This window comes from Rhodococcus sp. AB351 (assembly GCF_049538275.1).
Classification (GTDB): domain Bacteria; phylum Actinomycetota; class Actinomycetes; order Mycobacteriales; family Mycobacteriaceae; genus Rhodococcus.
On record NZ_JBMVFW010000018.1, the window covers coordinates 1 to 24,328 of the forward strand.

The 24,328-nt window shown below is 67.0% G+C and carries 22 protein-coding genes, 2 tRNA genes, 1 other RNA gene and 3 pseudogenes; 20 read left to right on the top strand and 8 right to left on the bottom strand.

Translation table 11 applies throughout. The annotated features are described in order from the left end of the window. From ACPCXD_RS21095 to ACPCXD_RS21105, 3 genes are all read right to left on the bottom strand, one after another. On the bottom strand, positions 1-1,679 hold a 1,679-nt coding region (locus tag ACPCXD_RS21095; protein ID WP_423661100.1), incomplete at its 3' end, for an acyl-CoA synthetase. A 207-nt stretch (positions 1,680-1,886) separates the two neighbouring features. Further along, positions 1,887-3,101 (bottom strand): acyl-CoA dehydrogenase family protein, encoded by a 1,215-nt coding sequence (locus ACPCXD_RS21100; protein WP_145693138.1) that lies wholly within the window; start codon positions 3,099-3,101, stop codon positions 1,887-1,889. A 28-nt stretch (positions 3,102-3,129) separates the two neighbouring features. Next, the gene (locus tag ACPCXD_RS21105; protein WP_145693137.1) at positions 3,130-4,524 is read right to left on the bottom strand and encodes an acyl-CoA dehydrogenase family protein; all 1,395 of its coding nucleotides are present in this window, start codon (positions 4,522-4,524) and stop codon (positions 3,130-3,132) included. Between the two features lie 122 nt (positions 4,525-4,646). Here ACPCXD_RS21105 and ACPCXD_RS21110 point away from each other — a divergent pair, with 122 nt between their 5' ends. Further along, positions 4,647-5,483, top strand: coding sequence for a MerR family transcriptional regulator (locus ACPCXD_RS21110; RefSeq protein ID WP_016693128.1), 837 nt, complete (start codon positions 4,647-4,649; stop codon positions 5,481-5,483). 43 nt (positions 5,484-5,526) lie between these two features. Here the strand turns inward: ACPCXD_RS21110 and hisN are convergent, their stop codons facing one another. Further along, complete coding sequence (gene hisN / locus ACPCXD_RS21115; RefSeq protein WP_016693129.1) at positions 5,527-6,312, bottom strand: histidinol-phosphatase; 786 nt, start codon at positions 6,310-6,312, stop codon at positions 5,527-5,529. A 145-nt stretch (positions 6,313-6,457) separates the two neighbouring features. Here hisN and prfB point away from each other — a divergent pair, with 145 nt between their 5' ends. The 18 genes and pseudogenes from prfB (at position 6,458) to ACPCXD_RS21205 (ending at position 19,488) form a co-directional block, all read left to right on the top strand. Then, complete coding sequence (gene prfB / locus ACPCXD_RS21120; RefSeq protein ID WP_016693130.1) at positions 6,458-7,576, top strand: peptide chain release factor 2; 1,119 nt, start codon at positions 6,458-6,460, stop codon at positions 7,574-7,576. A gap of 21 nt (positions 7,577-7,597) precedes the next feature. Beyond that, positions 7,598-8,485 (top strand): mechanosensitive ion channel family protein, encoded by an 888-nt coding sequence (locus ACPCXD_RS21125; RefSeq protein WP_026061332.1) that lies wholly within the window; start codon positions 7,598-7,600, stop codon positions 8,483-8,485. After that, on the top strand, positions 8,482-8,988 hold the full coding sequence (locus ACPCXD_RS21130) for an Rv3103c transmembrane domain-containing protein (RefSeq protein WP_016693132.1): 507 nt from the start codon (positions 8,482-8,484) through the stop codon (positions 8,986-8,988). The genes ACPCXD_RS21125 and ACPCXD_RS21130 overlap by 4 nt, the downstream gene beginning before the upstream one ends. A gap of 55 nt (positions 8,989-9,043) precedes the next feature. After that, on the top strand, positions 9,044-9,733 hold the full coding sequence (ftsE, locus tag ACPCXD_RS21135; protein WP_006550350.1) for a cell division ATP-binding protein FtsE: 690 nt from the start codon (positions 9,044-9,046) through the stop codon (positions 9,731-9,733). A gap of 49 nt (positions 9,734-9,782) precedes the next feature. Then, positions 9,783-10,688, top strand: a complete 906-nt coding sequence (ftsX, locus tag ACPCXD_RS21140) for a permease-like cell division protein FtsX (RefSeq protein ID WP_016693133.1) — start codon at positions 9,783-9,785, stop codon at positions 10,686-10,688. A gap of 69 nt (positions 10,689-10,757) precedes the next feature. Continuing rightward, positions 10,758-11,234, top strand: a complete 477-nt coding sequence (smpB, locus tag ACPCXD_RS21145) for an SsrA-binding protein SmpB (protein WP_024101458.1) — start codon at positions 10,758-10,760, stop codon at positions 11,232-11,234. Beyond that, positions 11,231-12,088, top strand: coding sequence for a DMT family transporter (locus ACPCXD_RS21150; protein WP_186455290.1), 858 nt, complete (start codon positions 11,231-11,233; stop codon positions 12,086-12,088). Before smpB ends, ACPCXD_RS21150 begins: the two co-directional genes overlap by 4 nt. Positions 12,089-12,282: 194 nt before the next feature. Next, positions 12,283-12,651: a transfer-messenger RNA gene (gene ssrA, locus ACPCXD_RS21155) on the top strand. A 461-nt stretch (positions 12,652-13,112) separates the two neighbouring features. Continuing rightward, positions 13,113-14,741 (top strand): phosphoglucomutase (alpha-D-glucose-1,6-bisphosphate-dependent), encoded by a 1,629-nt coding sequence (gene pgm, locus ACPCXD_RS21160; protein WP_423661101.1) that lies wholly within the window; start codon positions 13,113-13,115, stop codon positions 14,739-14,741. 57 nt (positions 14,742-14,798) lie between these two features. Beyond that, the gene (locus ACPCXD_RS21165; protein ID WP_423661102.1) at positions 14,799-15,995 is read left to right on the top strand and encodes an MFS transporter; all 1,197 of its coding nucleotides are present in this window, start codon (positions 14,799-14,801) and stop codon (positions 15,993-15,995) included. A 46-nt stretch (positions 15,996-16,041) separates the two neighbouring features. After that, positions 16,042-16,533, top strand: a complete 492-nt coding sequence (locus tag ACPCXD_RS21170; RefSeq protein WP_160877600.1) for a MauE/DoxX family redox-associated membrane protein — start codon at positions 16,042-16,044, stop codon at positions 16,531-16,533. A gap of 41 nt (positions 16,534-16,574) precedes the next feature. Then, on the top strand, positions 16,575-17,324 hold the full coding sequence (locus ACPCXD_RS21175) for a DsbA family protein (RefSeq protein WP_006550359.1): 750 nt from the start codon (positions 16,575-16,577) through the stop codon (positions 17,322-17,324). 146 nt (positions 17,325-17,470) lie between these two features. Beyond that, a tRNA-Ala gene (locus ACPCXD_RS21180) sits at positions 17,471-17,543 on the top strand. A 73-nt stretch (positions 17,544-17,616) separates the two neighbouring features. Beyond that, a tRNA-Ala gene (locus ACPCXD_RS21185) sits at positions 17,617-17,689 on the top strand. Between the two features lie 163 nt (positions 17,690-17,852). Then, positions 17,853-17,993 (top strand): annotated as a pseudogene (locus ACPCXD_RS21190) (IS256 family transposase); the annotation flags it as partial. 220 nt (positions 17,994-18,213) lie between these two features. Then, a pseudogene (locus ACPCXD_RS21195) lies at positions 18,214-18,417 on the top strand (IS1634 family transposase); the annotation flags it as partial. A gap of 157 nt (positions 18,418-18,574) precedes the next feature. Next, positions 18,575-18,976: a hypothetical protein gene (locus ACPCXD_RS21200; RefSeq protein WP_088899420.1), complete on the top strand. Its 402-nt coding sequence runs from the start codon at positions 18,575-18,577 to the stop codon at positions 18,974-18,976. Between the two features lie 26 nt (positions 18,977-19,002). Then, positions 19,003-19,488, top strand: coding sequence for a hypothetical protein (locus ACPCXD_RS21205; RefSeq protein ID WP_033097161.1), 486 nt, complete (start codon positions 19,003-19,005; stop codon positions 19,486-19,488). A gap of 415 nt (positions 19,489-19,903) precedes the next feature. Here ACPCXD_RS21205 and ACPCXD_RS21210 read toward each other — a convergent pair whose 3' ends face one another. After that, positions 19,904-20,845, bottom strand: a complete 942-nt coding sequence (locus ACPCXD_RS21210) for a GlxA family transcriptional regulator (RefSeq protein WP_039586057.1) — start codon at positions 20,843-20,845, stop codon at positions 19,904-19,906. Between the two features lie 107 nt (positions 20,846-20,952). Here ACPCXD_RS21210 and ACPCXD_RS21215 point away from each other — a divergent pair, with 107 nt between their 5' ends. Continuing rightward, positions 20,953-21,264, top strand: coding sequence for a putative quinol monooxygenase (locus ACPCXD_RS21215; RefSeq protein WP_006247389.1), 312 nt, complete (start codon positions 20,953-20,955; stop codon positions 21,262-21,264). A gap of 193 nt (positions 21,265-21,457) precedes the next feature. On the opposite strand, the pseudogene ACPCXD_RS21220 reads toward ACPCXD_RS21215, so the two are convergent. The 3 genes and pseudogenes from ACPCXD_RS21220 to ACPCXD_RS21230 form a co-directional block, all read right to left on the bottom strand. Next, positions 21,458-22,545, bottom strand: a pseudogene (locus ACPCXD_RS21220) (oleate hydratase). A gap of 45 nt (positions 22,546-22,590) precedes the next feature. Further along, the gene (locus ACPCXD_RS21225; RefSeq protein WP_024101447.1) at positions 22,591-23,448 is read right to left on the bottom strand and encodes a 3-hydroxyacyl-CoA dehydrogenase; all 858 of its coding nucleotides are present in this window, start codon (positions 23,446-23,448) and stop codon (positions 22,591-22,593) included. Between the two features lie 13 nt (positions 23,449-23,461). Next, entirely contained in the window at positions 23,462-24,148 is a 687-nt protein-coding gene (locus ACPCXD_RS21230; protein ID WP_229565158.1) for a TetR/AcrR family transcriptional regulator, read from the bottom strand. Between the last annotated feature and the right edge of the window lie 180 nt (positions 24,149-24,328).

Below are 24,328 nucleotides of genomic sequence, written 5' to 3' on the forward strand. Positions count from 1 at the left end.
TTCTCGGGATCCTCGGGCACATCCATCTCCACCAGCACTCGGCGCAGCAGCTTCCCGGTGGCATTGCGTGGCAGCTCGTCGAGGAAGACCACCTCGCGCGGGACCTTGTACCGGGCGAGATTCGCCTTCACGAACGCCTTGATGTCCTCGGCGTCGCGGGAGGAATCGGGGGAGGGGACCACGAAGGCCCGCAGCCGCTGCCCGAACTGGGAATCGGCGACACCGACCACGGCGGCGTCGAGCACGTCCTCCCGTTCGGCGAGCAGGTTCTCGACCTCGAGCGGATAGACGTTCTCGCCGCCGGAGACGATCATGTCGTCGTCGCGGCCGTCGACGAAGAGCAGGCCGTTCTCGTCCCAGTGCCCGATGTCGCCGATCGACAGCAGTCCGTCGATGCGTTCCTTGTCGCGACCATCGGTGTAGCCGGCGAAGGACAGGCCGCTCGAGACGAAGATGCGGCCGGAGACGTGCGGTTCGGTGATGCGGTTGCCGTCGTCGTCGAACAGCACCACCCGGCACGTCACGGGAGGGCGACCGGCCGTGCCGGGGGCCTGCCGGATGTCGTCGGGGGTCGCGACCGTCGCGACGGCGCATTCGGTGGATCCGTACAGGTTGTACAGCACGTGCCCGAAGGCCTCCGTCGTCCGGCGGCACACATCGGGTGAGAGCGACGAACCCGCAGAGAAAACGATCTTCAGGCTCGAGGTGTCGTACTCGGCGATCTTCTCCGGTCCGAGGTCGAGGATCCGCTGCAGCATGGTCGGGACCACGACCAGCACGTTCGCCCCGTGCTGCTCGACGAGGCCCAGGGTGTCGACGGGGGAGAAGCGCCGCATCATCACCACGGTTTGACCGAGCGCGAGGGCGAGCGCGAACTGCGAGACGCCGGTGCCGTGGAAGGCGGGGGCGGCCATGAGCATCGTCTGTCCGGGGCGCAGCGGAACCCGGTCGAGGAACTGGGCTGACGCGAACGGCGACGTGCGGCCGCGCGGCGCGCCCTTCGGGGTGCCGGTGGTGCCGCTGGTGAGCAATACGAATCCACCGAAGACGTCCGGGGCGGGCAGGGACGAGCCGTCCAGCCCTTCGATCGACTGCTCCAGCGTCGGGATGCCGGGGACCTCGTCGTCCACCCAGGAGACGTACCGGCGCACGTCGTCGGGGAGCGCGGCGGCGACCTCGGCGAACTCGCTGTCGAAGACGAACGTCGAGACCTGTTCGCGCGCGGCGACGTCGACGAGTTGCCGTGGGGCGAAGCCGGTGTTCATCATCACGAGTCGCACGCCGAGCTTGGCGGTGGCGAGCATCGTCAGCACGAGACCGCGGTGGTTGCGGGCCATGATGCCCATGACCGATCCCGGTTCGACCCCGGCGCGCTGCCATGCACGTACGAGGGCGTTGGATCGGGCCTCGAGTTCCTTGTAGGTGACGTCGCCGGCCTCGTCTATCAGTGCGACGGCGTCCAGACCGCGTTCGGCCTGTGCGTGCACGGCACCGGCGAAGGGGCCGTACTTGTTGGCCGCCATGATCGTCCCGATGCTGTGGTCCACGCGTGGGAAGTGCAGCAGACCTGCGCGATGGAGTACCGCGAGTGATCCGACGGTGTCCTTGACCTGGCCGATCGTGTCGTCGAGCGTGATCCGCCCGCCCGTGATCCTGCCGAGAATGTCCTGACCGAGCATCCGTCCCCCTGGCTGTGTGTCGGTGTCAGGACACACAGTAGCCGTGACGTAGCTCACATTCCAGGCAAATGTCCTCGAACGGGTAGAGCCCTCGCCGCACCTGCGGCGAGGGCTCGTCCCCCGATGGATCCTCCGAAACGCCGGGTACCGTTGCCGGCCCCCGGTCCCATCCCTCCGGGCCTGCGGACGGACCCCATGCCCCGGGCGTTATTTCAGTTCGGAGGACGACTTTCCGAGCACCCGTCGAGCGACGATGAGCTGCTGGATCTGCTGGGTGCCCTCGAAGATGTCGAGGATCTTGGAATCACGTGCCCACTTCTCGAGCAGCGGCCGCTGGGAGTACCCGTAGGTTCCGGCGAGTTCGACAGCTTTGAGCGAGACCGCGGTGCCGGTGCGGCCGGCCTTGGCCTTCGACACCGACGCCTCGAGGGAGTTGGGCTTCTTGTTGTCGGCCATCCACGTCGCGCGCAGCGCGAGCAGGTAGGCGGCCTCCCAGTCGGCCTCGAGCGCCAGGAACTCGGCGGCCGCGGCGTGCTGGTTGTTGGCAGGGATGTCGTAGGAGACCTCGACGCCCGCCTCCTTCAGGATCGCGCGCAGTTCCTCGAGCACCGCGCGACCGAGGCCCACGGCCATGCCGGCCACGATCGGACGCGTGTTGTCGAAGGTCTGCATGACCCCGGCGAACCCCTTCTCGGTGTTCACCTCCGGGGAGCCGAGGATGTTGTCCTTCGGGATGCGGCAATTGTCGAGCACGAGCACCGCGGTGTCCGATGCCTTGATGCCGAGCTTCTTCTCGAGACGCGCGACCGAGAGTCCGGGAGCCTCGCGCGGCACGACGAACGACTTGATCGCGGCGCGGCCCTTCGACCTGTCGACGGATGCCCACACGACGATGTGCGTGGAACGCTCACCGGCGGTGACGAAGATCTTCTCGCCGTTGAGGACCCACTCGTCGCCGTCGAGCACGGCCGTGGTCGTCACGGCCGCCGAGTCGGATCCGAAACCGGGCTCGGTGATCGCCATCGAGGCCCACACCTTGCCGAAACGTTCGAGTTGCTCGTCGGTGGCCACCGCGGCGATCGCGGAGTTGCCGAGGCCCTGGTAGGGGATCGACAGGGTCAGGCCGACGTCGCCCCAGCACGTCTCGATGACGTTGAGGAGCCCGGCCATGTTGCCGCCGTTGGCATTTCCGGCGGCGCCGTCCTGCTTGGCCTTGCTGTCGCGGCCGAGCGTGGCGCCCGCCGCGCCCTGACCGGAGTCGTTGAGTCCCTCGACCATCGCGGCCATCGTGTCGAGTTCGACGGGGTACTCGTGCTCGGCGAGGTCGTACTTGCGGGAGATCGGCCGGAAGATCTGCGCGGCGACCTGATGGGCCTGGTTCGCGGAAGCCTTGAGCTTCCGGGGAAGTTCGAGATTGATCATCACAGGTTCCTTGTTCGGGTCGGGCCGATCAGACGAGGACGACGCCCTCGGCGACTCCGATTGCTCGCAGGTCGCGGTACCAACGTTCGACGGGGTGTTCCTTGGTGTAGCCGTGGCCACCGAGCAGCTGGACGCCGTCGAGACCGAACTGCATGCCCTTGTCGGTGGCGAGCTTGCGGGCCAGGGCCGCCTCGCGAGCGAACGACAGGCCCTGCTCGGCCCGCGACGCACCACGTAGCGTGACCAGGCGCAGACCGTCGAGCTCGATCTTGATGTTGGCCACCATGAACGCCACCGCCTGCCGGTGGCTGATGGGCTCACCGAAGGCCTCGCGCTCGTTGACGTAGGGGACCACGTAGTCGAGCACGGCCTGACCGGTGCCCATCGCCAGAGCTGCCCAGCCCAGGCGCGACAGGCGCACGGCGTCGGCGTACTGCTCGGCGCGGATGTCGGCGTCGTCGTCGCCGAGACGTGCCGATTCCGGCACCGCGACGTCCTCGAGCAGGAGGCGGCCCAGCCCGGCGGCGCGCAGGCCCATGCCCGGATCGGCCTCGATGACGACGCCCTTGCTCTTCGCCTCGACGAGGAAGAGGGACGGCTTGCCGTCGAGTTCGGCTGCGACGACGAAGAGTTCGGCGCTGCCCGCGGCCGGGACGAACGACTTCACACCGTTGAGCCGGTAGCCGCTGGGGGAGCGGACCGCCTTGGTCTGCAGCGCGAAGGGATCGAACAGGGCGCGCGGCTCGGCGATGACGACGGACGCCTGGGGGACGTCGTCGCCGGCGAAGGCCGGCAGGTAGGTCTTCTGCTGGTCCTCGGTGCCCCACTGCGTCAGCGCCACGGCCACGCCGCTCGGCGCGAGGATCGGCAGGGCCAGGCCCATGTCGCCGTGTGCGAGGGCCTCGGCGACCAGCACGTTGGTGACCACGCCGCGCTCGTCGGCGGCGCCGTCGAACGCCTCGGGCACGTTGACCATGGTGATGCCGAGTTCGGCTGCGCGCGCGAGCAGGTCGGCCGGGGCCGCGGCGGCCTCGTCGGCGTCGTGCGCGGCGGGCCGCAGGATCTCGGCGGCGAACTCCCGCACCGTCTCCGTGATCATCTGCTGATCGTCGGTGGGGGTGAGATCGAAGAAGTCGGCGTTCTTCGCAGGGGTGAGACGCTGCGGGCCGCTCGCGCCGCCCGACATCTTCTTGAAGGTGCGCGTGGCGGCGCCGAGGGTCTTGAAGCCCGTCTTCGTGGACTGGTACGTGATCCGGTCGATCGTCTCGCGGATCTTGTACCGGTCGGCCAGTTCGGAGCCCGTGATCCGGGTGAGCACGCGCATGGCAGCGCCCATGGCGTCGCGTTTGATCGGATTGAGGCCGACGGCGGACGTGTCGCGAGGCGTGTGGCGGGCCACGCTGTCTTGCTTGCTCATGATCACCAGAAGTCTCTCGATGCGGCAGCGGACGGTTCCGATCTTACTTCCGAGTAAGGTCGGTGTCTACTGCGCGGTAAGTTCCGCCGGTTGACCCTCACACCGTGTGAGGTCGCAGACTCGGCGCCATGACCGACACCACCAGGTTGATGTCCATCGGAGAGTTCTCGTCCCTGACCCGGATCAGCGTGCGGATGCTGCGGCACTACGACTCGCACGGAGTGCTGATCCCCGCCGTGGTCGACGAGGTCAGCGGTTACCGCCGATACCTCCCCGAGCAGACCGCCGATGCCGCGCGCATCCGCCGTCTGCGCGACGTCGGCTTCGGCGTGTCCGCCATCGGGGCGCTACTGGCGACGGCCGGAACTCCCGCCTACACGCAGGCACTCCGAATGCAGCGCCGCGTGCTGGAGGAGGAGCTCGAACTCGGTCGCATGCGACTGAGGGCCCTGGACCGCATGCTCGACGAGATACCGGAGGACACGATCATGACCCGAATCGAACTGACCGAGATTCCGCAGCAGACCTACGTCTGCCTCCGCGGCACCGTCGCCGACTACTCGGCCGAAGGCGAACTGTGGCAACGCTTCATGCCCGCCCTGCAGGAGCAGGGCATCGTCCCGACCGGACCCGGCGGATGCATCGAACACGACGGCGAGTTCCGCGAGTCGGACGTCGACGAATCCGTGTTCCTGCCGGTGGCGCCGGGAACCACGGCCCGCGAACCGCTGACGGTTCACGAGTTCCCCGCACGCCGGGCGGTCGTCGCCACCGTGACCGGGCCGTACGCCGAATCGATCCCGCGGGCCCACGAGGCGATCGCCGCATTTCTGACCGAACACGGCCTGTCCGCGGCCCGGGTCGACGACGACGTGGCCACCCACCACTTCAACGTCTATACGAACGACCCGAGCGTCAGGAGCGAAGCCGACCTCGAGACCGCGGTGTACCTCCCGGTCCGCTGACGGACCCGGCCCCACGCGGCGCACGGCGCGTGGGGCCGGCCCCTCACTTCAGCCGACCGAGCACCTCGTCGTGCAGCGTGCCGTTGGTCGCGACCGCGCTGCCGCCGTGCGGGCCGTCCGCGCCCTCGAGGTTCGTGAACCGTCCACCGGCCTCGCGCACCAATACGTCGAGGGCGGCCAGATCCCACAGCGAGACCTCGGGTTCGAGCGCGATCTCGAGGGTGCCCTCGGCGAGCAGGCAGTAGGAGAAGAAGTCGCCGTAGGCGCGCACCCGCCACACGTCGTCGGTCAGGGCGACGAAACGATCACGGATGCCGCGCTCGTGCCAGCCGCTCAGGCTCGAGAAGCTCAGCGACGCCGATGCGAGATCGGTCACCTGCGACACCGAGATGCGTCGGGGCTCGGCGCCGTCGTGCGATACCCAGGCGCCGCCGCCCGCAGCCGCCCACCACCGACGGTTCAGTGCCGGGGCGCTGACCACGCCGACGACGGGCACACCGTCCTCGAGGAGCGAGATGAGGCTCGCCCAGACCGGCACACCGCGCACGAAGTTCTTCGTGCCGTCGATCGGATCGACGACCCACTGCCGTCCGCGGAAGACCGCGTCGCCACCGAACTCCTCGCCGAGCACCGCGTCGTCCGGTCGCTGCTCGCCGAGCGTCTCGCGGATGGTGCGCTCGACGGTGAGGTCGGCATCGGAGACCGGGCTCAGGTCCGGCTTGTCGTCCACCTTCAGGTCCAGCGCACCGAAACGGTCGCGGGTGATGGAGTCGGATGCGTCGGCGAGTCGGAGGGCGAGGTCCAGGTCGGCGGTGTAGTCGGTGGTCATGACGGAAACGCTAGCCGCCGTCGCTCCGGGCCGAGCAGCTTGCCGTCCACTCCGGGGTCGGCGATGCTCGACCCGGCTCGGGCCCTGCACGTGTCGATCGCCGCCCACGGCGGGCCGGTTCGTCGCTCCGGTAACCTGTTGAATCGTGCATCCCGATGTTTCCGCAGCCCTGACCGAGCTCGACACGACCCTCCGCACCGTGGAGTCGGTCCTCGACGTCGAGGAGCTGCGACGGCGCATCGACGAACTCGAGCACCAGGCCGCCGATCCCGAGTTGTGGAACGACCAGGAGCACGCCCAGAAGGTCACCAGCGAGCTGTCGCACGCACAGGGTGAGCTGCGCCGGGTCGAGGGTCTGCGTCAGCGACTCGAGGATCTGCCGGTTCTGTACGAACTCGCCGAGGGCGAGGAGGGTGAGGCCCGCACCGCCGCCATGGCCGACGCCGATGCCGAACGCGAGAGCCTGCGCGCCGACATCGAGGCGATGGAGGTACGCACGCTGCTGTCCGGCGAGTACGACCAGCGCGACGCGCTCGTCAACATCCGCGCGGGCGCCGGTGGCGTCGACGCCGCCGACTGGGCCGAGATGCTCATGCGCATGTACATCCGCTGGGCCGACAAGCACGGATACGGCGTCGAGGTCTACGACACCTCCTACGCCGAAGAGGCCGGCATCAAGTCCGCCACCTTCGCGGTGAAGGCGCCCTACACCTACGGCACCCTGTCGGTCGAGATGGGCACGCACCGGCTCGTCCGCATCAGCCCCTTCGACAACCAGGGCCGCCGCCAGACCTCCTTCGCCGAGGTCGAGGTGCTGCCCGTCGTCGAGACCACCGACCACATCGATGTCGACGAGAACGACGTCCGCGTCGACGTCTACCGTTCGTCCGGCCCGGGTGGCCAGTCGGTCAACACCACCGACTCCGCCGTGCGTCTGACGCACATCCCGACCGGCATCGTCGTCACCTGTCAGAACGAGAAGTCGCAGCTGCAGAACAAGGTCGCGGCCATGCGCGTCCTGCAGGCCAAGCTCCTCGAGCGCAAGCGCCAGGAGGAGCGCGCCGAGATGGATGCGCTCAAGGGCGACGGCGGCAGCTCGTGGGGCAACCAGATGCGCTCGTACGTGCTGCACCCCTACCAGATGGTCAAGGACCTTCGCACCGAGTACGAGGTCAACAACCCCTCGGCGGTGCTCGACGGCGACATCGACGGATTCCTCGAATCGGGCATCCGCTGGCGTATGCGGGAAGAGCAGAAGTCGTGATCGGAAACAGGAGAGGGGCCTGTGCCGTTTCTTCCCGGAGCTAGACTGCTCGACTGGTTGTCGACGAGCGGGCTGCTGATCGCGCTCACGATCCTGGGCGCGGTTCTCATCGCCCGGTTCGTCTCCTGGCTCGGCAGCCGCATCACGCGGCGCATCGACGATCGCTACACCCAGTCCGACGACCTCGTGCGGTCCGAGGCGACGAAGCATCGCCACTCGGTCGCCCAGGTGGTCACGTGGATGGCCATCTCGTTCGTGTACATCGTCGCGACCCTGAAGGTGTTCGACTATCTCCAGCTGCCCATCGGCAGCCTGGTTGCGCCGGCGACCGTGCTCGGCGCGGCACTCGGCTTCGGTGCCCAGCGCATCGTGCAGGACATCCTCGCGGGGTTCTTCATCATCACCGAACGGCAGTACGGCTTCGGCGACACCGTGCAGATCTCCGTGACCGGTGCGTCCGAGGACGCGATCGGCACCGTCGAGGACGTCACATTGCGCGTCACCCGGGTTCGCAGCACGGCAGGTGAGGTCATCACCGTCCCCAACGGGCAGATCAACAAGGCCGTCAATCTGTCGAAGGACTGGGCGCGCGCCGTGGTGGACGTGCCGATCCCGGTGAGCGCCGACATCGCCGACGTCACCGAGATCCTGCGCGAACTGGGTGTCGCCGCATACAAGGAACCCCGCCTGCGGGAGCTGCTGCTCGACGAGCCGAGCGTGATGGGTGTCGAGAGCCTCGAGGTGGATCAGCTCAGCGTCCGCATGGTCGCGCGCACGCTGCCCGGCAAGCAGTTCCAGGTGGGCCGTCTGCTGCGTGCGCGGATCGCGCGAGCGCTGCGTGAACAGGGCATCACCGTCACGCCCCAGCTCGACACCGCCAGCGTGGTCGATCGAGTGGAGGCACAGTGACACCGGGTGGAGGGACGTCGGGTGGAGGCGCGGCCACCGAGCCGGAGGAGACGCACCGCAGGCGCATCCCGTCGCACCTGCTGGGCGGACGGATCAGGACCACGACCTTCGCGTTGTGCACCCTGTGGCTCGCGCTGTGGGTGACCTACCTGTTCCTCAACCAGCCCGAGGACACCCCCGAGGCACCGTCGACCGCCGTGCTCATCTCCGAGACCCCGTACGTGCCGTACGTGCCGCCGGCGACCACGGCCCCGCAGGAGGAGTACGTGCCGGAGACCACCGACACGCCCTATCCGCCGACGACCTCGTCGCTCTACCCGCCCACGACGGCGACCGACGGTCCGGGTTCGGAACAGGGGGTCGTGCCGCAGCGGGACGTGCCGACCACGGAGATTCCCACCACGACGAACAGGCAGTTCCCGTTCGATCTGCCGCGGATCCCCGGGTTGAACGACCAGCAGAATCCGACGGTCACCGAGGACACCGACGCCCCGCCGTCGTAGAGCGCCGACGAGCCGGTGCCGTAGGTCACCGTCCGGTAACGGTTAGCATGTCCACGTGATCCGGCTGGAGAATGTGTCCAAGTCCTACAAGACGTCCACGCGCCCCGCACTCGAAGGGGTCTCGGTGCACGTCGAGAAGGGCGAGTTCGTCTTTCTCATCGGTCCCTCCGGATCGGGGAAGTCGACCTTCCTCCGGTTGCTCCTGCGCGAGGAGAAGCCCACCACCGGCGACATCCACGTGGCGGATTTCCATGTCAACCGGCTGCCGGCGCGTCGTGTGCCGAAGCTGCGCCAGAATCTCGGGTGCGTCTTCCAGGACTTCCGGTTGCTCCAGCGCAAGACCGTCGCCGAGAACATCTCGTTCGCTCTCGAGGTGATCGGCAAGCCGCGCGGGGTGATCGAACGGACGGTGCCGGAGGTGCTCGACCTGGTGGGACTGTCCGGCAAGGCCGACCGGCTGCCCGCCGAACTGTCCGGCGGCGAACAGCAGCGCGTCGCGATCGCGCGCGCGTTCGTCAACCGGCCGCTCGTGCTGATGGCCGACGAACCGACCGGCAACCTCGACCCCGAGACCAGCCAGGACATCATGCTGCTGCTCGAACGCATCAACCGCACGGGCACGACGGTGCTCATGGCGACCCACGACCACCACATCGTCGACTCGATGCGGCGGCGGGTCGTCGAACTCGATCTCGGACGCGTCGTGCGCGACGAGGCGCGCGGCGTCTACGGCGTCGGCCGGTAGATCCCGTCACCCGAGCATCCCCACCAGGCAACCGAAGGATTCCCACCCGATGCGTGCCAGCTTCCTGTTCAGCGAGGTCACCACCGGCCTGCGCCGCAACCTCACCATGACCATCGCGATGATCCTCACCACGGCGATCTCCCTCGCGCTGTTCGGTGCGGGTCTGCTCGTGGTCCAGATGGCGGGCAAGACGGAACGGATCTTCCTCGACCGCGTCGAGGTGCAGGTGTTCCTGACCGAGGACATCTCCTCGCTCGATCCGGAGTGCGAGCAGGACCTCTGCTCCGCCCTGCGCAGCGACCTCGAGGGCACCGACGACGTGGTGTCGGTCCAGTACCTGAGCCGCGACGACGCCGTCGCCGACGCCACCGACCGCGTCTTCGCCGATCAGCCCGAACTCGCCGAACTCGTGAGCGCCGACAGCTTCCCGGCCTCCTTCAAGATCAAGATGTCCGATCCGGATCGCTTCGCGGCGATCCAGGACGACTTCGGCACCAGACCCGGCGTCGACAGCGTGCTCAACCAGCAGGATCTCGTCGAGCGCCTGTTCGGTGTGCTCGGCGGCATCCGCAACGGCGCGTTCGCCATCGCCACGATCCAGGCGATCGCGGCCGTGCTCCTGATCGCCAACATGGTGCAGATCGCCGCCTTCACCCGCCGCACCGAGGTCGGCATCATGCGGCTGGTCGGCGCGACCCGCTGGTACACGCAGCTGCCCTTCCTCCTCGAAGCGGTGATCGCCGCGATCGTGGGTGCCGCGCTCGCCATCGGTGGTCTGTTCGTCGCCAAGAGCATGTTCGTCGACGACATGCTCACCGAGGTCTACGACGCGAACATCGTCGCCCGCATCACCGACAGCGACATCCTTCTGGTCTCGCCGTTCCTGGTGCTCGTGGGTGTGGGAATGGCCGCTCTCACCTCGTATGTGACCTTGCGTCTGTACGTGCGTGAATAAGGTGTTGTGCGAGGTTCCTATGCTGGACGGTGTTCTGTTCGATCGATCGTGGACCGGAAAGGCCTGCACGTGAAGGAAAAGGGCCGGAAGGTCATCGCGACCAACCGGAAGGCGCGCCACAACTACACCATCCTCGACACCTACGAGGCGGGTATCGCCCTCGTCGGTACCGAGGTCAAGAGCCTGCGGGAGGGCAAGGCCTCCCTGGTCGACGCGTTCGCGACCGTCGACGACGGCGAGGTGTGGCTGCGGGGTCTGCACATTCCGGAATACGGGCACGGCACGTGGACCAACCACGCTCCGCGCCGCACCCGCAAGCTGCTGCTGCACCGTCGGGAGATCGACGCGCTCGTCGGCAAGACCCGTGAGGGCAACCAGACCCTCGTGCCGCTGTCGATGTACTTCTCCGACGGCAAGGTCAAGGTCGAACTCGCGCTCGCCAAGGGCAAGCAGGACTACGACAAGCGTCAGGATCTCGCACGCCGGACCGCCGAACGTGAGGTGACCCGCGAGCTCGGCCGGCGGGTGAAGGGCATGAGCCGCTGATCGCGGTCGCGCTCGCGCTGCTCGCGGCAGTCGGTTACGGCCTCAGCGATTTCGCGGGAGGCGCCGCTTCCCGGCGCGCGAGCGCACTCGGCGTCGTCGCCGTCACCTACCCGGTCTCGCTCGTCGTGTCCCTGATCGCCGCGTCGATCGCCGGCGGCGACCTCACCGCGGCCTCCCTCGCGTGGGGTGCCGCGGCGGGTGTGGCCGGCGGCATCGCCGTCTGGTGGTTCTATCTCGCACTGGCGAACGGGCCGATGTCGGTCGTCTCACCGGTCACCGCCGTCGTCGTGGCAGGTATCCCTGTGCTCGTCGGGATCGCGACGGGGGACCGGCCCGGTCTGCTCGCCTATCTCGGCATCGTCGTCGCGGTGATCGCGGTGGGGTTGGTCAGCCGCGAATCCGACGAGACCGTCACCGGTGTGGGACACCCGCGCTTCACCTCGAGGATCGCGTGGTGGACGGTCGGATCGGGCATCGCCTTCGCGTTGTCGTTCATCGGCCTCGGTCAGGTCGGGACCGGCACCGGACTGTGGCCGCTCGCCGCCTCCCGCGCGACCGCCACCCTCGTGGTCTGGCTCGTGATCGCCTTCTCGTGGCGCGCCGTGGTGTGGCCGGTCCGGTCGCTCCTGCCGATCCTTATCGGGATCGGCGCGATCGATGTGATCGCGAACGGTGCACTGCTGTTCGCCTACCAGCACGGACTGCTCTCCCTGGTGAGCGTGATCGCGGCGCTGTATCCGGCGGTGACGGTGCTGCTCGCCGTGATCGTGCTCGGTGAGCGCGTGAGCCGGGTGAAACTGCTCGGCCTGCTCGCAGCCGGCGTTGCCGTCGCACTCGTCAGCCTGCCTGGCTGATTCGTCCCAGCCCGGACGCCTTCCTGGCCGACTACTCCGTTCCCGTCCGGGTGACTCCGACGCGGTTCCGCGGCTGGTGAGCGGCAATGTGAGCAGGCTCATGACCCGGCCGCGAATCGTTTCCGGAAATGGGAATGACATCGGGCCTTCGGGTCGTTACAGTAGGTAGTCCTGCGAAGGTCGCAGGTGCGTACGGGGCTGAACGGTTTCGACTGCGTACGTTGAGCAAGGGGAAGCGTGTCGGTGCAGGCAAGAGACCACCGTAAGCGTCGTTGCAACCAATTAAGCGCCGAGTCCACTCAGCGCGAGTACGCCCTCGCTGCCTAAGCGAGCGCGTCTCTGTCAGCCCGGGTTTGCTCTCGACCCGGATCCTGGCATCGACTAGAGAGCTCTACCGTCCGGCTCGGTCGCGGAGTCGTACGGGACAACAAACAGCGACTGGGATCGTCATCTCGTCTTGTTCGCGAGAACGGGAGATCCGAGTAGAGACATAGCGAACTGCACACGGAGAAGCCCTCGCGAGGCGGCGGAGGACCCGGGTTCGATTCCCGGCAGCTCCACCATCGACCCGGGTAGGAGATCGACCATCGATCACCTACCCGGGTTTCTTGTTGTCCGGGTGAGCCTGATCGGCAGTGTCGGGAAACGGCAGTGCCCTGGAAACAACAGTGCCCTGGAAACGGCAGTGCGCTGGAAACGGCAGTGCCCGCCGTCGAGACTCAGGGTGTGAGAGTTCTCGACGACGGGCACGGTCGCTGTCGGTCCCGGAGACGTCGGAGACGGCGCCGAAACAGCGAGAGCGAAACGAAGATATGTCCTCCCCGGCATCGTCTTCATTTCGTTCACTGAAGTTAGCCCACCTGATTGTGAGCGCCAATATTACTTTCGGGTCAGACACTTTGGTCCCACGGCCGTGATGACCTTTTCGTCCGTATCCGTACCGACGCGCGGATCGGGGTACTCATCCCGCGCGTGCCGCGGATCGGCGGCAAGATGAGAACACCACCATCGACGAGGAGAGCACATGGCGCACGAACGAGCGGGGCAGCCGGCCACCGCGGCGGATCTCGAAGATCTCGCACACCTTGTCACCGCCTACTACACCGTGCAACCGGATCCCGAGAACGCCTCGCAGCAGGTGGCTTTCGGCACATCCGGCCATCGCGGCTCGAGCCTCGACGGTGCGTTCAACGAAGCCCACATCCTCGCGACCACCCAGGCCATCGTCGAATACCGCGCCCAGCAGGGCACTTCGGGCCCGCTGTTCCTCGGCCGCGACACACACGCGCTGTCCGAACCGGCCTGGGCGAGCGCACTCGAAGTGCTCGTCGCGAACGGTGTCGAGGTGGTGGTCGACTCCCGCGACCGCTACACCCCGACTCCCGCGGTCAGTCACGCGATCCTGCAGCACAACGCCGGATCCGGGGCCCGTGCCGACGGCATCGTGGTCACCCCCTCGCACAATCCGCCGCGCGACGGCGGCTTCAAGTACAACCCGCCGTCCGGTGGACCGGCCGACAGCGATGCGACCTCGACCATCGCCGCCCGCGCCAACGAACTGCTCGCCGCCGGACTCGACGGGGTGAAGCGGGTGCCGCTCTCCTCCGCCCTCGCCTCCGCCGGACGGCACGACTTCCTCGCCGCCTACATCGACGACCTGCCGAACATCGTCGACCTCGACGTCGTCCGTGCCGCAGGGGTACGGATCGGTGCGGACCCGATGGGCGGTGCGAGCGTCGACTACTGGGGCGAGATCGCCGAACGGCACGCGCTCGACCTCACCGTCGTCAATCCGCTCGTCGACGCCACCTGGCGGTTCATGACACTCGACACCGACGGCAAGATCCGGATGGACTGCTCGTCCCCGAATGCGATGGCGTCGCTGATCGGCAACCGGGAGGCCTTCGACCTCGCGACCGGCAACGACGCCGACGCCGACCGGCACGGCATCGTGACCCCCGACGCTGGTCTGCTCAACCCGAACCACTACCTCGCCGTCGCGATCGACTACCTGTTCCGCAACCGGCCGGGCTGGGCGGAGTCGAGCAAGGTGGGCAAGACGCTGGTGAGTTCGTCGATGATCGACCGGGTCGCCGCCGGAGTGGGCCGCGACCTGCTCGAGGTGCCCGTCGGCTTCAAGTGGTTCGTGCCCGGCCTGAGCGACGGTTCGCTGGGCTTCGGTGGGGAGGAGAGTGCCGGTGCCTCCTTCCTCCGGCGAGACGGCTCGGTGTGGACCACCGACAAGGACGGCATCGTGCTCGCGCTGCTCGCGGCGGAGATCACCGCGGTGACGGAGAAGAGCCCGTCCCGGTACTACGCCGAACTCGTCGACCGGTACGGCGACCCCGCTTACGCGCGCGTGGACGCCCCTGCGACGCGGGAGCAGAAGGCGGTGCTGTCGAAGTTGTCGCCCGAGCAGGTCGGTGCCACCGAACTCGCCGGCGAACCGATCACCGCGACGCTCACCGCGGCACCCGGCAACGGCGCCGCGCTCGGTGGCCTGAAGGTGACCACCGAGAACGCGTGGTTCGCCGCCCGTCCCTCCGGCACCGAGGACGTGTACAAGATCTACGCCGAATCGTTCCGGGGCCCCGACCATCTCGCCGAGGTCCAGCAGGCGGCGCGCGAACTCGTCTCGTCCGTCCTGTCCTGAGCGCGGCCGCCACCGCGCCCCGGCGAGGTCGTGCGCCTCGCTAACATCGTGGGCATCATGCGGACACGTGACGCGGCGTTGCCGCGTGAAATCTGGGTTCTGGTCGTCGCGAGTTTCGTCATCGCGCTCGGCTTCGGTCTCGTGGCTCCCGCGCTGCCGCAATTCGCGCGCAGCTTCGACGTCGGTGTCACGGCGGCGACCGTCGTCGTGTCGTCGTTCGCGGCGATGCGACTGCTGTTCGCACCCGCGAGCGGTTCGCTGGTGCAGAAGCTGGGGGAGCGGCCCGTCTACATCACGGGCCTGCTCATCGTCGCCCTGTCGACGGGGGCGTGCGCGTTCGCCGCGAGTTACTGGCAGCTGCTCGTCTTCCGGGCCCTCGGCGGTATCGGGTCGACGATGTTCACCGTGTCGGCGCTCGGACTGCTCGTGCGGATCGCGCCCGCCGACGCCCGCGGCCGTGTCTCGGGCCTGTACGCGACGAGCTTCCTCATGGGCAACATTCTCGGCCCGCTCGTCGGTGGTGCGCTGATCGGGCTGGGTCTGCGCGCACCCTTCCTGATCTACGCCGTGGCGCTGCTCGTGGCGGCCTCGGTCGTGGGGATCAGCCTGCGCTCGTCGGATCTCGCCCGTCCCGACAAGGGGGACGGCGTGCCCGTCATGCGCCTGCGCGACGCGCTGCGCTCGCCGGTCTACCGCGCGGCCCTCGGATCGAACTTCGCCAACGGCTGGGTGGTGTTCGGGGTCCGCGTCGCGATGGTGCCGCTGTTCGTCGTCGAGGCCCTCGAGGAAGGGGAGGCCTTCGCGGGTGTCGCGCTGACGGCGTTCGCAGTGGGCAACGCACTCGTCCTCATCAAGTCCGGCAAGCTGTCCGACCGGTTCGGGCGGCGCCCCTTCGTCCTGGCCGGTCTGCTGGTGTGCGGGGTCAGCACGATCGCGATGGGATTCACCGAGAGCGTCGTGTGGTTCCTCATCACCTCGTTCGTGGCGGGTATGGGGTCCGGGCTGTCGAATCCCTCGCAGCAGGCCGCCGTCGCCGACGTCGTGGGCAGCAAGGCCCGGGGCGGGCCGGTGCTCGCGACCTTCCAGATGGTCGCCGATGTCGGCGCGGTGATCGGTCCGGTCGCCGCAGGCTTCCTCGCGGACCGGTTGTCCTACTCGACGGCCTTCGCGGTCACGGGTGTGATCATGCTAGCGGCGACGCTGCCGTGGTTCGTCGTCGGACGCCCCGGGTCGTCGAGCAGGCGACACAGGTGACCGACGACACGGCGCGGTGAGACGACCGCCCGGTATTGTCGCCGGCATGTGGGTCGGTCTCGTCTCCACGCTCGCCCGATACGGTCTGGCGGCGGTGTGGCTCGTCTCCGGTTGGGTGAAGTTCTCGGATCCGACGCAGACCGTCGTGGCGGTACGGGCGTACCAGATTTTGCCCACCGGCTGGGTGCGGCCGTTCGCCGCCGCCTTCCCCGTTCTCGAACTGGCCCTGGGCCTGGTCCTGCTCGTCGGTCTCGCGACGCGCTTCGCAGCGCTCGTCAGCGCCTTGGGGCTGGTCGCGCTCGTCGTCGCGATCGCCTCGGCGTGGGCGCGCGGCCTGTCGATCGATTGCGGCTGCTTCGGGGGAGGAGGTGTGGTCGAGGGCGTCGACGGCCGCGACTACGCGATCGAGATCGCCCGCGACGTCGGCTTCCTGGCGATGTCGATATGGCTGGTCGTCCGGCCGCGCACCTGGTTCGCGCTCGGTCCGGGTTCATGTGCTTCCCTCTCAGCGGCCCCTCAGCCGTCGATGGCAGAGTGAGATCGTCCTTCCCCACCGACGAGCAGTAGAGGGCAGCATCCGTGAGCGCGAAGAAGGTCTCATCCGGCAAGTACACACCGCAGCCGACGTCGAACAGGGTCACCTACATTCTCGGCGGCATCGCGATCCTGGTGATCGGTGCGCTCGTCATCGGTGGTGTCCTGTGGTCGTCGGGCAGCGGCGATCCCCGCAATGACGGTTACGGCTCCGTGCAGAACGGCGCGGTGGAAGTGTCGATCGAGGACGACGGCGCAATCCTGCTGGGCCGCCCCGACGCCCCACGGACCGTCGACCTGTTCGAGGACCCGCTGTGCCCCTACTGCGCCGAACTCGAACACAAGCACTCGCAGGAGCTCGCCCAGGCGATCGACGACGGCCAATTGGCGATCCGGTACCGGATGCTCGCTTTCCTCGACCGGGCGTCGAGCAGCGGCGACTACTCGACCCGCGCGGTGGCGGCGGCGCAGTGCGTCGCCGAGAGCGGCGATGCCCGCGCGTTCTCCGCATTCCACGACGCCCTGCTGTCGCCCGACAACCAACCGGCCGAGGGTGGCGACGGTGACATCGACAACGCGGGTCTCGCGCAGATGGCGCGCGACGCGGGTGCCTCCGAGGACGTCGCGCAGTGCATCACCGACGGCGCCCGGATCGATCAGGCCTCGGCCGACGCGGAGGCGGGACGCCGTCTGCTCGCGACGACCGGAGCGGCCGGCACGCCGGCTGTCGTGTACGAGGGGACCGTTATCGACGCCCTCGGCGACGAGAACTGGGTGACCGAACTCGTCGGATAGACGGAGCGGTGGCGGGAGCTGCGCACGGTGCGTGCTCCCGCCACAGTCACGCTGTCTACCAGCCGATTTGTTGGCGTCGAGCGCGATGGTGTAGTTTTCTTTCAGCGCGAAGGGGTCAACCGGAGCGCGACGGTACAACCGAATACGGGGCTATGGCGCAGCTGGTAGCGCACCACACTGGCAGTGTGGGGGTCAGGGGTTCGAGTCCCCTTAGCTCCACAAGATCGCTACAGGCGAGAGTTCACGCTCTCGCCTGTAGTCTTCGGTGGCGGTCCCCGTCAGGGCCGTGCAAGGGGCTATGGCGCAGCTGGTAGCGCACCACACTGGCAGTGTGGGGGTCAGGGGTTCGAGTCCCCTTAGCTCCACGTAAGTTGAGCAAATCGAAACCTGCCCCGCCTGAGTGCGGGGCAGGCTCGTTTCTGCGGTCACCGGCTCGGGGATGTCGGTGTTGACGTGATCCGGGTCGGCCTGACACGCCGAGCAGCGAGCTTGGCGGAAGGATCGACCATGACGGAAACACTGGAGCCCATGGCGGACGAGATGAACCAGCTGGAGTTGGCGCAGCAACTACTGGCCCAGGCCGAGGAACAAGGCGTCTAACTGATGGGCCCGAACGGACTGCTCGGGCAGTTGACGAAGACCGTGCTCGAAACCGCACTCGACGCTGAGGAACGAGCCGACGAGAGTGTCGACGCGGTCGAGGTTCAGCCCGGCGACGAATTCGTCAAACGGGTGCAGGGCATCAGCGAGGACCACCCCGTGTCAGACCTGAGTTCCACAAGTTGACGTCGTTTCTAGCCAATTCGTTAGGATCGCTGCAGGTCACGAGTTCGAGCATGTGGCGCGCGGGTCACTAATCGAGCGGAGTTTGGAGGAGGTGGATCTGTACGTGGTGCAGTCCAAGACCGCCTCCGGGGCCATCGGCGTGCAGATCTGGGAGAAGATCCGCGGTCGGCGCCAGATGATCGCGCACATCGGCTCGGCCCACACGCCCGGCGAGCTTGCGGCATTGATCGAGATTGCTAAGCAACGAATCAACGCTAACCAGCACGAACTCGATCTCGGGCTGGAGGATCGAGCCTCGGCGGTGGTCCGAGGTGAGATAGTTTTAAGCCACCCACCGGATGGCTCTCGGGCGTCAGAAGTTACCGTTGGATACAGTTCACTTGGCCTCCCCGAAACCATAACCGAGAGATTCAAAAACGAGGCAGGCCAGACGTTTAGCCGATCAAAGATAAAGTGATACAGCAATGCCAACCACATTGACAGTTGATAACGAAACAGTCGAAGCTCTTGTCGAGAAACTCGCCAACGACCGCTATTTTCTCGCCGAATATCCCGCAGACCACGCTGCCTTTATCCTCTTTTACGAGTCAAACACAATAAAACTCCTTGCCGCCGCTTATGGGCCTCAGCGTGAGGATAACGTCGGCGACATCCACCCCAAGACGTTTGGGATTCTAAAAGCGGTAGTCAACAACACTTGGCTCGACAACCGGGAAGACCAACCCGGCGAACCTGTCGCAGGGGTGATCCAGTGCGACCTCAAGGCGAAGTCCGCAACCGTGACCTACCACCTCGGCAACGAAGCCGAGGCCTGGCGCTTCAACGATGACAACTCCATGGAGCTTCGAGCCGCGCTGCCCCCCTGACCCGACCCCCACTGAGAGGACTTGGCATGCCCGCTCCCCAGACGACTGACCCGACAGCGCTGCTCGGCCGGTGGGAATTGACCGGCTTCTCCGAACAGGACGCCGGACACCGCTCGGGCAGCTACGCGATCATCTTCCGCGACCGTTCGCTCTACACCCCGGAAACCATCTCCCCCGCCGGAGGCGAAACGCTCGAGATCACCGACTCCGACGGCGAGGTCCACTTCTCCATGCGAGGCGGCGCCAAGGTCCCCTGGACCTCCGCCGAGAAGGAGCAGGGCGTCCTGACCGACTCGATCGAGGACCAGGACGGACGCATCGTCAGCAGCGTGGCGCCATATCTCCGCATGGAGCGACTCGTGGACGGCACCTGGGTGAGCAAGTACTCCGACAGCGACCTCGACATGAACAGCAACCTGTTCACCGACGGCCCCGACCTCATCCTGATGGTCACCACCATCGTCGACGAACTCTACGTCACCAAATACTTCTACCGCTTCTCCCCAGCCTGAGCATTCCGTGCGACCATTACAGGCTCTTCCCAGATGACGGTGTAGGTCGGCCGGGCGCGTCGGTCCGCAGATAGACGTCGAGGTCTCCCGACGATGGAGGTTCCTACGCCATCCATCCGAAAGACCTCGACGTGTCCGACGCTACCCCGCCGGCCGGCTTCGGCCGCCCTGACCTGACCGCCTTCGCGGCTCATCCCAATCGACCCTGATCGGGTCTGCTGACCTCCTCGACGAGAACGCAGCGACATCACAGCCACCCAACCCCGACCGTCCGGGAAGCCGGGGCACGTCACATGGCCTGTGCTGCGGGCGTGTCGAGTGGGTCGTCCAGGGGCGACGCAGGAGCGTCGACGCGACGTGCTGAGAGGTGGTTCCAACCGAGCGCTAGGACACCGGCTACAGGCATGGCGATAGGTCAGGAACGGCGTCGCTCCCTGCGCAGGAGGGAGCGCAGAGTCTCGGCGTTCGCGTAGCCGACCCGTAGCGCGATCTCGGCGGAGGTGAGGTCCGTGGTTGCTGAGAGGTGCCGAGCTCGTTCGATGCGAAGCCGTTGGACGAAGCCGAGCGGAGTGAGGTTGAGCGCCGCACGGACTCGTCGTTCGAGGGTGCGCCGGCTGGTGCCGAGCGACTGCGCGACGAAGGCGACGTTGAACGGTTCGTCCAGGCGGGCGCGCACGAAGCGTTCGAACTCGACGACGATCGGGTCCTCGTGCCGGAGATGTTCGTAGGCGACGAAGGCCGCCTGCGACGGACGCTCGTCGATGATGAGGAGCTTGGCGACATATTGGGCCAGGTCGGGGCTGATCGATCGCACGAGTGAGAGCGCGAGGTCGATGTGGGCGAACGCGGCGCCGGCGGTGACGAGGTTCCCGTCGACCACGACCATGGTGTCGAGATCGAGGGCGACGGTCGGATAGCGCTTCAGGAACTCCGGCCCCAGGAACCAGCTGGTCGTCGCCCGCCGATGATGCATCCGTCCGGTCTCGGCGACGGCGAACACGCCGGTGCACGCCGCGGCGATCCGGGTGGTCGCGTCGTCGAGGCGCCCGAGTGAGGCGATGACCGAACGTGCATCTCGGCTCTGGAGGGCGTCGTTGGTAGCGGCGGCCGTGAGGGTTCCAAGCGCAGGGACGACGACCACGTCGAACTCTCCGGACTCCGACAGCGGGTGGTCTACCGACAGGGTCATCGATGCCGTCGTGGTCACTCGCCGTTTCGGTCCGAGGATGGCGAGTTCGATCGGGTCGATCCGCGGGTCGACATCGCCGCGGGCTCCGTCGGCCACCCGCACGATGTCGATGACCGACGCGACAGCCGAACCGAAGCAGCCGTCGATCGCGATCAGTCCGATACGCATGGCGCGAACAATAGCAAGACTGTCGTATACGCCACTCCCCACCGGCCCTCGCTCGTCATACGCTGAACTCGCCCCACGAAGAACCCCGACTTCAAGGAGAACCCCTCATGTCCACACCAGCATCACTTCCGTATGCATTCGTCGCCAAGATCGTCGCGGCCGATGGACAGCACGACGCGCTCGCCGATCTGCTCGCCGGCGCTGTCGCACTCGCCAACGAAGAAGTAGGAACGATTGTCTGGTTCGCGGCTAGGACCCACGCCGACACCTTCTGGATCTTCGATGCATTCCCCGACGAGGCCGCTCGCGACGCCCACGCCAACGGCGCCATCGTCGCAGCCCTGATGGCCAACCAGCACCTCCTCGGCGCAGCACCCGAGATCCTGGCGGCCGACGTCCTCGCGTCCAAGCTCCCGTAGTCCGCCAACGCACGAGACGATCGCGCCCCGCCGAGCCGTCGGACCCGACCGCCTCGACACCCGCACCACGTTGACGATCCCCGACGGGCCGATCACGAGGAGGCCAGGCAACACCAGGCGCAAGCCTGGAGCGGCACTGTTTCACCGGTGGTCATCGAGAGAGCCAGCGCGGTTCCATGGCAGCGCAACTGTGTCAACTTGCCCTCCGTCCCGCGAGGCGCCGTGGGCGGGTCGTGGTTGCGATCCGTTGCCGTGACGGGAGACGCGTTGCGCGTCGCAGCGATGACGGGTCGTTGGCGAAAGAGGAATGCTTGGCCGCGATGCGCCGCCACAGGTCCCACGCCGGCGCGGGGCCTTCGTCGAGTCTGGCCGCATTGTGGTGGGTGCCGTCGTCGGAGTTCTCTGTGAGCGAACCGATCGTGGCGAGCACGAGGTCGTCGGGACCGAGGTCGACGCCGCCGGGCACGCCGCCCTTTGTCCAGTGGATGCGGGTGGCCTGTTTACGGTCGCCGTCGAAAACGAAGTCGATGTCGGTGACCTCGGTGGAGAACTCGAATCTCACGCCCTGGTCCAGGAGCCAGCGGTACATGGGCAGCACGAGCGATTCGTACTGGTTGTACTTCGTGAACTTCAGCGCCGAAAGGTCGGGGAGCCCGCCGATGTGGTGCACGAACCGGTGCAGGTAGAGCTTCAGCTCGAGTGCGGAGTGCCAGTTCTCGAACGCGAACATCGTCCGCCAGTAGAGCCAGAAGTTGCTGCTCAGGAACTCTTCACCGAAGATCTCGTTGATGCGCTTGTCTTCCATCTCCTCACGCGAGGCGAGAAAAACCTTGACCAACTCCTTCTGAGCTTTCTCGCTCAGGCCGAACTCATTGTTGGTGACGAACTCCTCGCCCTGCCGGTGTGTGACCCGGTTGAGTGAGTAGTTGGGTCGTCTTTGTTGAGCCAGTAGAACTCGTCGAGGACGGATCCGTCGACCTCGAGCGACGGGATGGTGCGGAACAGATCCCAGAGGCACTCCATGTGGTCTTCCATCTCGCGCCCGCCGCGGATGACAAACCCTTTGTCCGGCTTCTTGATACCGTCCAGCGCGCCGCCGGGCAGGTCCAGGCGCTCGAGGATTGTGATCTTGTCGCCGGAGAGTTGCCCGTCGCGGATCATGAACACCGCCGAGGCCATCGAGGTGAGCCCGGCGCCGACGAACCAGGCGGTCTTGTTCTCGACTCCCTCGGGCTTGCGGGGGCGGGCGAAGGCTTCGTAGTTTCCACTGCTGTAGTACATCTGGCTTGCACGTCCTCTCGTGGACTGTTCTGCCGCGGTCGTGGGTCAGTTGTAGGTGTAGAAGCCCTCGCCGGTGGCGACGCCCAGCTTGCCGTGGTCGATGTACTCGCTCTTCAGCCAGGCCGCGAGCGCCTGGTCCTCCTCCCCGCCGTGGGCGAGGATGTTGTACGGGGTGGCCAGGCCGATGACATCGGTGATCTGGAAGGGGCCCATCGGCGCTCCCGTGCCGATCCGCCACACGTTGTCGATGTCCTTCGGCTCGGCGTATCCGCCGGCGGCGAGTGCGTACCCGGCGTTGAGGAACGGCACCAGTAGCGAGTTGAGGACGTAGCCGGACTTCTCCTTGTACACGGGGATCGGAACCATCCCGATGTTGCCGGCGAAGGCGACGACCTCGTCGAACACGGCCGGATCGGTGTCGGCGGTGCCCATCACCTCGGCGGTGTTGAACTTCCAGACCCGGTTCGCGAAGTGCAGCGCGAGGAACTTGGCGGGGCGTCCGGTGGAGTCCTTGAGGTCGCTGGGCAGAAGTGTCGACGAGTTCGTTGCGAAGATCGTCTTCTCCGGTGCGAGCTCGCCGAGCCTTCGGTAGGTGTCCTGCTTGATGGACAGTACCTCGGGGATCGCCTCGATGACCAGATCCGCGTCCGCGACCGCGTCGGCGAGGTCGGAGGAGAACCGGACGCGGGTGAGCGCCTCGTCCGCCTTCCCCTCGGCTGCCCCCGCGACTCCGTCGTCCTTGTAGGTGGTGACGAGAGCGTCGAACCGCTTCTTGGCTGCCTCGATGGCGTCGCTGCTGATGTCATATGCGGTGACCTGGAAGCCGCTGTAGGCGGTCTGGAAGGCGATCTGGGTGCCGAGGACTCCGGTTCCCAGGACGGTCACGTGTGTGATGTTGCTCATTGTTCTGTTTCCTTCATTCCTTCTCGGGCGGCGGATCCGGCCGCCGGGGTGTGTGCGGCACGCCGGTCACGATGAGCGTGACCTGACGTCTGAGGTCGTCGATCGCGTCAGCCTCGGGGATGTCCGAGGCCGTCATCCGAGCGATCGCGAGATGCGTGACGGCGAACAGCGAGGATCCTGCGACGCGTGCCTCCCCGTCGCTGAGGGTCGGAGCGGCGCGTCGTAGCGTGTCGGAGAGGGACGCCTCGAGCTCGAAGATCAACGCCATGCCCTCGGCCCGGAACTTCGCGTCGTGAGGGCCGAACAGCAGCTCCCGCTGGTACGCAGCACTGTTCTCCGGCTCACGTGCGGCAGCGACGACGAGCGGGTGCAGGCGGGCGAAGACCGCGGCGGCAGGATCCGGCGTCAACGCCGCACGCGCGGCGCCCTCATCTATCGATGCCCGGAGTGCCTCGTTGTAGACCATGAGCAGCAACTCGCTCTTGGTCGCTGCGTACCGGAACAAGGTCCCCGCTGCGACCCCGGCCGCGGCGGACACCTCCTGCGTCGTCACTGCGGAGAACCCGCGCGCACGCAACAGGTCGGACGCGGCGCGAAAGATTCGCTCCCGCTTGAGCCGCATGTTCTGCTCGCGGCGGGACTCTATCTCCCGAACGCCCGGGCGCCGTCCGCGCTCTGAAAGCTGCTGCACCTCGCTCACATTAATGAGCGTACTCATTTTTTTGCGGACCGCAAAGGGCGTACGCACGCGATCGGCGACAGGCGTGGCCGGTGTTGTGGCTCTTCACTATGGATCTCGTGGACCGGTTGGTCTGACTCCTTGATGGGCGTGACGGTCTCGGCTCGGTGGACGCAGGATGGGTCTGGTGGGCGGGTCTGG

What these genes read in the sequence shown, in the direction of transcription:
- ACPCXD_RS21200 (WP_088899420.1), top strand. Translation starts at nt 18,575, where the DNA reads ATGCCAACCACATTGACAGTTGATAACGAAACAGTCGAAGCTCTTGTC.
- ACPCXD_RS21110 (WP_016693128.1), top strand. Translation starts at nt 4,647, where the DNA reads ATGACCGACACCACCAGGTTGATGTCCATCGGAGAGTTCTCGTCCCTG.
- ACPCXD_RS21165 (WP_423661102.1), top strand. Translation starts at nt 14,799, where the DNA reads ATGCGGACACGTGACGCGGCGTTGCCGCGTGAAATCTGGGTTCTGGTC.
- ACPCXD_RS21100 (WP_145693138.1), bottom strand. Translation starts at nt 3,101, where the DNA reads ATGATCAATCTCGAACTTCCCCGGAAGCTCAAGGCTTCCGCGAACCAG.
- ACPCXD_RS21205 (WP_033097161.1), top strand. Translation starts at nt 19,003, where the DNA reads ATGCCCGCTCCCCAGACGACTGACCCGACAGCGCTGCTCGGCCGGTGG.
- pgm (WP_423661101.1), top strand. Translation starts at nt 13,113, where the DNA reads ATGGCGCACGAACGAGCGGGGCAGCCGGCCACCGCGGCGGATCTCGAA.
- ACPCXD_RS21225 (WP_024101447.1), bottom strand. Translation starts at nt 23,448, where the DNA reads ATGAGCAACATCACACACGTGACCGTCCTGGGAACCGGAGTCCTCGGC.
- ftsX (WP_016693133.1), top strand. Translation starts at nt 9,783, where the DNA reads ATGCGTGCCAGCTTCCTGTTCAGCGAGGTCACCACCGGCCTGCGCCGC.
- ACPCXD_RS21215 (WP_006247389.1), top strand. Translation starts at nt 20,953, where the DNA reads ATGTCCACACCAGCATCACTTCCGTATGCATTCGTCGCCAAGATCGTC.
- hisN (WP_016693129.1), bottom strand. Translation starts at nt 6,312, where the DNA reads ATGACCACCGACTACACCGCCGACCTGGACCTCGCCCTCCGACTCGCC.
- ACPCXD_RS21210 (WP_039586057.1), bottom strand. Translation starts at nt 20,845, where the DNA reads ATGCGTATCGGACTGATCGCGATCGACGGCTGCTTCGGTTCGGCTGTC.
- ACPCXD_RS21170 (WP_160877600.1), top strand. Translation starts at nt 16,042, where the DNA reads ATGTGGGTCGGTCTCGTCTCCACGCTCGCCCGATACGGTCTGGCGGCG.